The organism is uncultured Veillonella sp. (assembly GCF_900545205.1).
Classification (GTDB): Bacteria; Bacillota; Negativicutes; order Veillonellales; family Veillonellaceae; genus Veillonella.
The window spans coordinates 1-7,733 of the sequence record NZ_UQYC01000074.1 but is presented as its reverse complement, the minus strand read 5'-3'; the positions used below and the strand labels follow the sequence as shown (position 1 = coordinate 7,733).

Genomic DNA, 7,733 nt, shown 5'->3' with positions numbered 1-7,733 from the left:
AATATTTTATAACGAAATTTGTTGAGAATGAAAAAAATCAAGGCATGGAGTGACTACTTGTACAAACAAGTGCCAAAGGGGAGGCGCAGCATTGCCATTAGTCATGCTTTTGTAATGGGCGGTGAAGTAGGTGGTTCTGAGCGCACACTATCTGTAGGCGGTAGTGAACAAGTAAGCCCACAAGTCTTTAAGGACTTTCACTATACAGCCCTTGGACATCTGCATGGCCCGCAACGGATGGGGGCAGACTATATTCGCTATAGCGGATCGCCTTTAAAATATTCCTTTGATGAGCATACGCAGAAGAAGTCTTTTACCATCATAGATATGGATAAAAAAGGTAACGTAGATATTAGCACCATTCCTGTAGAGGCGAAACGTGACGTAGTGATTTTAGAAGGTTATTTTGAAGACCTGTTAAACAATAAGGAATTACAGGCTAAGCATAAAGATGATTATGTGCAAGCCCGTTTGCTAGATACGATGCCTATTATGGATGGGATGGCTAAATTGCGCCAAGTGTATCATCGCTGTATGACCATTGATTTAGTTGGTCGAGTAGCAACGCCTATGGCAGATATGGATGAAGCTGTATTTAAAGAGTTAAACGAACGTGAATTGTTTAACCAATTTGCCGAAACTGTATGGAAAGAACCATTAACAGAGCGAGAACAACAATACATCAACTCTGTATGGGACCGAATTCTAAAGGAGGACTAAATGAAGCCTATATCTTTAACTATAGAAGCCTTTGGTCCATACCGCGACTCGGTTACCTTGGACTTTAACGAGCTTCAAGACCATTCTATGTTCCTCATCTCTGGTCCTACGGGGGCAGGTAAAACATCTATACTAGATGCCATGGTGTATGCCTTATATGGTGAGCCTAGTGGAGAGGTGCGTAAAACAGATGCAATTCGCAGTGACTTTGCAGAACCTGATCGTATGACGCGGGTAGATTTTTCCTTTGCTATCGGTGATGCTCAGTACCGTGTTGAAAGACTGCCAAAACAATTGGTAGCAAAGAAGCGCGGTACTGGTATGCGTGAGCAGAATGCTAGTGCTACTGTTTACGAAATGAAAGATGGGGAATGGAAGGTCATTGCCACCTCTGCAGCGGCTATTCGCGATACGATTCAAAGAATCATAGGCTTTCGTAAGGATCAATTCTTACAGGTGGTTCTTTTGCCGCAAGGAGAATTCCGAAAATTACTAGTAGCCTCCACTAGTGAACGGGAGGAGTTATTACATACACTCTTTAGAACCGAGTTATATCGAAGATTACAAGATGCTCTAAAAGCTTCTTATGATGACGCAAAAGCAGGGATTGAAGAAAATCTAACAAAACAGAATGCATTGCTGCAATCCATTCCACATGACGAAGACATACCCGTACTAACCATTGAACATGTACGAGATCTGTTGAAACATAGAGAGCCACACCGAGATGCTCTTGTTATTGAGCGTGATAAAGCTGTAACTGTAGTGGAGCAGTTCAATACGTTGCGAAATGAGTGGGCCTTATATAACCAAGCACAACAATCTCTTGCAGAGGCTATCTCTAAATTAGACCTCGTGAAAGCCAGAGAAGCGGAGCGTGCTAGCTTACGTGAAAAGGTTCAGTTCCTTACCTCTTTAACGCCAAGCTTTGAGTTATATAAACAGTTTACTGATAAGCAGTCGGTGTTAAAAACCTTGGAAACGTCACTTTCAGAGGCTGAAAAAAATGTAGACAGTGCAACTCAATATGAGTCTAAATGTATAGAGGCTCATGCAGTATTAGAAGCTCAAGCTGAAACTATGCAAGCTAAGCGAACTACGCTTGCCCAAATGGAACAGCAATCAGAAAAGTTTAATGAGTTAGCAGTGCTAAATAAGGAACTGAGCACATTAAAGAGTAACTTACTGACAAAGGACCGTGAGAAAAGCGAAGCTGCGTTACAGGCACAGCATAAGACAGTAGCTGATTTAGAGGCTAAGTTAGTTGCGGACAGGCAGCAGTTACAAGGTAATAGCAAAGCGTTAGACTCTATTTCTCGTATCCAAGAACAGTTAAGTCATTTGCAACGATATTCTGAATTGGTTGCTGAGAAACAGAAGGTTCAAAATGATATCGATGCTAAAGATAAGGCATTAGCTACGCTTGATGAATTCGTAAAGAATTCAAAGGTGCAGCTTGAACGGTTAGAACATTTGATGGCAGAAGGGCGTGCCTTTGAACTCGTTCATTTAGTCGTAGATAACGAACCTTGTCCAGTATGCGGCTCTACAGAGCATCCACAGTTGGCAGCCAAGCCTGAGTTATATCCCACTAAAGAGGAGATAGAAGAGGCTCGTGCCGTGCGTGATCTTGAGTTACAAAAGCAAGCTAGTGAAATTGGTCAGAAAGAAACGTTAGCTCTTCGTCTACATGAGTTAGATCAGCAAATTAAAGACCAAGTTTCTCAGTTGAAGTCATCTATTGAGAGTTTTTCAGAAGAGGCTTTTGCTTCTATTCAACATGACTTGTTATCCAAAATGGAACAGCTTACAACCTTGCGTAGCGACACTGAACAACTGAGCAACACTATAGCTAATACTGAGGGGGACCTTAGTGCGGCTAAAGATACACTAGCGAAACTGGAGACGGCTCATAAGGAATTACTTGATAACTTGCACAATTTAGAGGTTCAGATTAGTACGGTACAGGCTAAAATTGATGCTCTTTCTGAAAGTTTGCCAACTACGGATGTAGCTGCATGGCATAAAGAGATAGAATCATTGGTATCTGAGCTTGCAGACTACGATGAACAGGTGAAAGTTTGTAAAGCAAATCTAGATTCTGCTAGAGAAGTGCTCAATGCTAAACGGGGACGTCTAGAAACCTTATTTGCCCAAGTGCAGGAAGACAAAAAAAATCTTGATGTACTCAATAAAGACTATGTAGAATCATTGCAATCGATTTCTTTATCTGAAGATGACTTTATAGATGCGTTGGATGATTATAAGGCTTTAGATACGTTTAGAACTGAACTACATGCATTGGACGAGGCTTTCAATAAAGCTCAAGCTGTATATGATGCGGCATTGAAGCATGCTCAATCTGTAGTGAAGCCAAGTGATACCGTTTCCAATGAAGTATATGATGCAGCAGTAGAACAGCGTGATGATTTAGTGGGTTCTCTTGCGGCTTGGGATAGAGAAACGAAACATATTGAAACGACACTAGTTTCTCTAGAAACACTTGAACAAGCTATGGGAGAAGCCCGTGAGGAAGTGACTTTCTTAAGTCGCCTAAATGACTTGGCAAATGGCGGTGAACAAGGGTTCAAAAATGTAACCTTTGAGCGCTATGTATTGGGAGCTATTTTAGATGAAGTCGTATATGCAGCTAATTTACGACTTCAAACGATGAGTCGTAATCGCTATTCCTTGGAACGTTCTGACTATACTGGTGGTGGACGGGGCAAACAAGGCCTCGATCTGGCAGTTATAGATGCTTTCACCGGTCAATCAAGACCTGCGAATACCTTGTCTGGTGGTGAAACATTCTTGGCCTCTATGGCACTTGCCTTAGGTCTTGCGGATGTTATCCAAAGTTATGCAGGTGGTATTCATATGGATACGATGTTTATCGACGAAGGCTTTGGTACACTTGATCCTGATACATTGGAACTCGCCATGGAAACACTGGTGAAATTACAATCATCAGGTCGTCTTATCGGCATGATTTCCCATGTACCTGAATTAAAGACTCGTATACCGGCCCACTTAGAGGTCACACGTGGTGACGATGGTAGTACGGCAAAATTTGTTATTAACTAGCTATAGAATTGTCAAATGTGATACTATTAAAAGAGGAGAATTCCTACAAAAACATACTGGAATTAATTAAGGAGGTCCTATGAAGTTTTCATTTGCTCATAATAATATAAATGTTAAGGATCTTGATAAGAGTTTAGCATTCTATAAAGAGGCCTTGTTACTTGAGGAATCTCGCCGTTTGGAAGATCCAAGTGGTGCTTTCACTCTTGTATATTTAAAAAGTCCATACACAGCGCATGAACTAGAACTTACATGGTTGCGCGACTGGGATCGCCCTTATAATTTAGGGGACAATGAATTCCATTTAGCGTTTTATGTAGATGACTACGAAGCAGCTCTTAAAAAGCATAAAGAGATGGGCGTTGTAGCTTATGAAAATGCTGACATGGGCATTTACTTTATTGCCGATCCAGACGGGTATTGGACAGAAATTATTCCAGCAGGTAAATACTAATGGAATATATGTTAACTCGTTTAGAGTGGCTAGTTGGTCCTGATAAAATCAAAACCTTAAAAGATACGTCTGTGGCTCTCTTTGGTGTTGGCGGCGTTGGTGGCGGTGCCCTTGAGGTATTAGTTCGAGCTGGTGTGGGACGCATCGTTCTTATCGATGGCGACTCTATTGCACCAAGTAACTTAAATCGCCAAATGATTACGACTCATGACACAATTGGAGAGCGTAAGGTAGAGGTAGCAAAGGCACGAGCACTTTCTATTAATCCAGATGTAGTGATAGAAACTCATGATATTATGTATACTGAGGAAAATTACCCTGGATTTATTCAAAGCTTGAACGTTGATTATGTAATCGATGCCATCGATATGGTAACGGCAAAACTTAATATTATTGAGGTGTGTCAACGGGAAAGCATCCCTGTTATTTCTTGTATGGGCGGCGGCAATCGCTTTTACCCTGAAAAACTTATGATTGCTGATATCAATAAGTCTCATACATGTCCTTTGGCGCGCGTTATGCGTCGGGAGCTCAAAAAACGGGGCATAAAAAAGCAATTAGTTTTATTTTCTACAGAAAAACCGACAAAACCACAATTCCGAGGCGAAGCAACAAGCCCTGGTACATGTAGTTTTGTGCCACCAGTGGCAGGTTTTATATTAGCAGCACATGTGTTGCGTACAATTTTGGAGGTACCTGAACAATGAAAAAAGCAAAAATCCATATGGCTGACGGCGGCGATATTGTAATTGAATTATTTGATAAAGAAGCTCCTGGTACAGTACAAAACTTTATTGATTTGATTAACAAAGGTTTCTATAATGGCCTTCGTTTCCACCGTGTAATTCCTGGCTTCGTAGCTCAAGGCGGTTGTCCTAATGGCAATGGTACAGGTGGCCCTGGTTACACAATTAAAGATGAATTGATTGGCAACCCACATAAACATGAACGTGGTGCATTGTCTATGGCTCACCGTGGTCCTAATACTGGTGGTAGCCAATTCTTTATCGTATACGAACCACAACCTCACTTGGATGGTGTACACACTGTATTCGGTAAAGTAATCGAAGGTATGGACGTAGTTGATGGTATTCACCAAGGTGCCATCATGGAAACTGTTGAAGTAATCGAAGGTTAATCTCATGAATGATGTATCTATTAAACATCCAGAATGGCTATATATTGATGTAAATGGTAAAACATCATATGGGTATGACCAAGAATGGTTCACTGATGAGTGGCAACGCTTGTCTGGTTGTGGTCCCACGTCGGCATCACAAGTATTGGGTTATTCGCTGTTTAGGGATGGCTTATTAGATCTGGAAACCACATCCGATCAAACGCTTGCTTTAGAACGGATGAACTTAGTTTGGAAATATGTAAAGCCACGCTTTGGTGGTGGTGTTTATAAAACTCAATGGATGGAACGTGGTCTTACTCGTTTACTGGAGGATAAAGGCCTATCTTATGATGTACATATGTTGAATGTATCTCCGTTCTGCGCATCTCGTGTAGAGGTGGAGGCTGCAGCTCAGTTTATTCATGATGCATTGGCGCAAGATGTGCCTGTAGCATTTTTGAATCGTCATAAGGGTAAAGAAAAAGCTCTTTATACATGGCATTGGGTTCCAATTCACAAGATATTTATGGATGGCGATGATATTCGCTGTGGCATCTTTGATGAAGGTGAAATCCGTGATTTCTCGTTAGCAAATTGGATGAAAGACACTATTTTAGGTGGCGGTTTCTGTTATATTAGTCGTAAAGATTAAGAAACAGAGCAATTAACGTAATATACATACGCATCGCAATCATCTGCGGTGCGTATTGTAGTATAAAAGTAGGAGGTACTACATGAGTCAATGGATTACAGAGGAACAAACTCCTCATTTACGTCTTAGCGCTGAAGCAGAAGAGGTATTATACTCTGGTGAATCTGAGTTCCAAAAAATTGAAGTGTTTAAATCTAAAGAGTACGGTACGATGCTCGCATTAGATGGTGTATTCCAAACGTCTGAGCGTGAAGAGTTCATCTACCATGAAATGATGAGTCATGTTCCATTGTTTTTACATCCAAATCCTGAACGTGTATTAATCATCGGTGGCGGTGATGGTGGCGTAGCTAGAGAATGTGTACGTCACGACTGTGTTAAAGAAGTAACAATGGTTGAAATCGATGGTAAAGTTGTAGAGCTTGCTAAACAATATTTACCAACTATTGCTAAAGCTATGATTGAAAACCATCCTAAATTAACTGTAAAAATTGGTGATGGTATTGGTTTCATGGCAGAAGCAGAAGATTACTATGATGTAATTATCGTAGACTGCTCCGACCCAATTGGTCCTGGTGAAGGTTTGTTTACTGAAGAGTTCTATAAGAATACATTAAAAGCGCTCAAAAAAGATGGCTTATTTGTACAACAAACAGAATCTCCTATGTTGCATCAATCGCTTGTTGAAAAAGTGTTTGGTTACGTAAATAATCACTTCCCAATTGCGCGTTTGTATACTGCATTTATTCCAATTTATCCTGCAGGTATGCATTGCTTCACATTGGGTTCCAAAACATTTGACCCATTAACATGGACACCAAATCGTGAACAAAACTTTGAAACTAAGTACTATAATGCTGAAATTCAAAAGGCTGCATTTGCTTTGCCAAATTTTGTAAAAAACTATTTGCCAACTAAGTAAATAATATGTATAATAGGGGAGCACCATTCGTAAGGTATAACTTATGAATGTGCTTCCTTATTTTATGAGGAGAAAGAGTTTATATTAGGGATAACGCACTTTTTTATTTTATTTGTAAAAGTTAAATGAAATTGAGAAAAAGGTGTTGACACAAATCTCTAGAACAGATATAATTCTCTTTGTTACGAAGACAACGTCTTCGATACCTACAAGGTGGTGGGTATGGTGAAGCGGTTAACACGGCGGATTGTGGCTCCGTTACGCGTGGGTTCGATCCCCACTACTCACCCCATAACCTACACATCATAATCACTGTAGGGGTGTCGCCAAGTGGTAAGGCAACGGACTTTGACTCCGTTATGCGCTGGTTCGATCCCAGCCACCCCTGCCAACATGACTCACTAGCTCAGTTGGCAGAGCACCTGACTTTTAATCAGGGTGTCCCGCGTTCGAGTCGCGGGTGAGTCACCAAATTAAAACTCACAAACTTCGGTTTGTGAGTTTTCTATCTCTATTCATAGAGTATTTGGTTATGATTGTATGTATAAAATCAATCAAAAATAAGTTGAAAAAATCTTTGAAAAAGAGGTTGACGATTTAAGATTAGATTGATATACTATACAAGTCGTTAGGGCTTAGAACTAACGTAACAGATCTTTGAAAACTGAACAATGATAGGTAATCAATCATATGATTGAACATATGCCAGAGTGCGGGTTTTGACATAGTCAAAACCAACCATAATTCAAAGTTACTTAAATGTAACGACAACAAATAATGA

The 7,733-nt window shown here is 40.5% G+C and carries 6 protein-coding genes, 3 tRNA genes and 1 pseudogene; all 10 read left to right on the top strand.

Features of this window, described 5'->3' with window-relative positions; translation table 11 throughout:
• Positions 1-39: 39 nt before the first annotated feature.
• A pseudogene (locus QZR70_RS07620) lies at positions 40-720 on the top strand (exonuclease SbcCD subunit D C-terminal domain-containing protein); the annotation flags it as partial.
• Complete coding sequence (locus QZR70_RS07615; RefSeq protein WP_295794247.1) at positions 721-3,804, top strand: SMC family ATPase; 3,084 nt, start codon at positions 721-723, stop codon at positions 3,802-3,804. It abuts the pseudogene before it with no gap.
• A 79-nt stretch (positions 3,805-3,883) separates the two neighbouring features.
• Positions 3,884-4,258 carry a VOC family protein gene (locus QZR70_RS07610; protein ID WP_004695332.1) on the top strand — a complete coding sequence of 125 codons (375 nt, stop codon included), beginning with the start codon at positions 3,884-3,886 and terminating at the stop codon, positions 4,256-4,258.
• Positions 4,258-4,965 carry a tRNA threonylcarbamoyladenosine dehydratase gene (locus QZR70_RS07605; protein WP_295794245.1) on the top strand — a complete coding sequence of 236 codons (708 nt, stop codon included), beginning with the start codon at positions 4,258-4,260 and terminating at the stop codon, positions 4,963-4,965. Before QZR70_RS07610 ends, QZR70_RS07605 begins: the two co-directional genes overlap by 1 nt.
• A complete protein-coding gene (locus QZR70_RS07600) occupies positions 4,962-5,396 on the top strand; it encodes a peptidylprolyl isomerase (protein WP_005385683.1) in 435 nt (144 codons plus the stop codon). The genes QZR70_RS07605 and QZR70_RS07600 overlap by 4 nt, the downstream gene beginning before the upstream one ends.
• 4 nt (positions 5,397-5,400) lie before the next feature.
• Entirely contained in the window at positions 5,401-6,030 is a 630-nt protein-coding gene (locus QZR70_RS07595) for a hypothetical protein (RefSeq protein WP_105089630.1), read from the top strand.
• Between the two features lie 82 nt (positions 6,031-6,112).
• Positions 6,113-6,952: a polyamine aminopropyltransferase gene (gene speE, locus QZR70_RS07590; protein WP_295794243.1), complete on the top strand. Its 840-nt coding sequence runs from the start codon at positions 6,113-6,115 to the stop codon at positions 6,950-6,952.
• Positions 6,953-7,168: 216 nt separating this feature from the next.
• Positions 7,169-7,244, top strand: a tRNA-His gene (locus QZR70_RS07585).
• A 24-nt stretch (positions 7,245-7,268) separates the two neighbouring features.
• Positions 7,269-7,343, top strand: a tRNA-Gln gene (locus tag QZR70_RS07580).
• A gap of 4 nt (positions 7,344-7,347) precedes the next feature.
• Positions 7,348-7,423, top strand: a tRNA-Lys gene (locus tag QZR70_RS07575).
• Positions 7,424-7,733 lie beyond the last annotated feature (310 nt).